The organism is Streptomyces pseudogriseolus (assembly GCA_002154585.1).
Taxonomy (GTDB): Bacteria; Actinomycetota; Actinomycetes; order Streptomycetales; family Streptomycetaceae; genus Streptomyces; species Streptomyces pseudogriseolus.
Map to the genome: position 1 here is coordinate 608 of MUNG01000651.1, position 277 is coordinate 884.

The following is a 277-nucleotide window of genomic DNA, read 5'->3' on the forward strand; positions in this document are numbered from 1 at the left end:
CTGGAGTCCGTCAAGCTCAACCGCCGGCTCACCGAGCTGGAGCGCCAGGTCGGCCTGCCCAGGGGCGTGCGCGACCTGGACCGCACCGCCTACGACCGCAAGGCCGTGGCGATGATCCTCGACACCCTGGAGATCAGGAACCCGTCGCTGCGAGAGCGGCTGTTCGCCGTCGACCCGGGCGCCGAGGAGGCCGAGACCACCCCGGTCGTCGCCGACGGCGTGGAGATCGACGGCACCGTGCTGGGCACCGGCGAGCTGGCCGGCTGGCTCGCCGAGC

1 pseudogene is annotated in these 277 nt (G+C 73.3%); it reads left to right on the forward strand.

Features of this window, described 5'->3' with window-relative positions:
- A pseudogene (locus CCN29_RS36655) lies at positions 1-277 on the forward strand (DNA polymerase I); the annotation flags it as partial.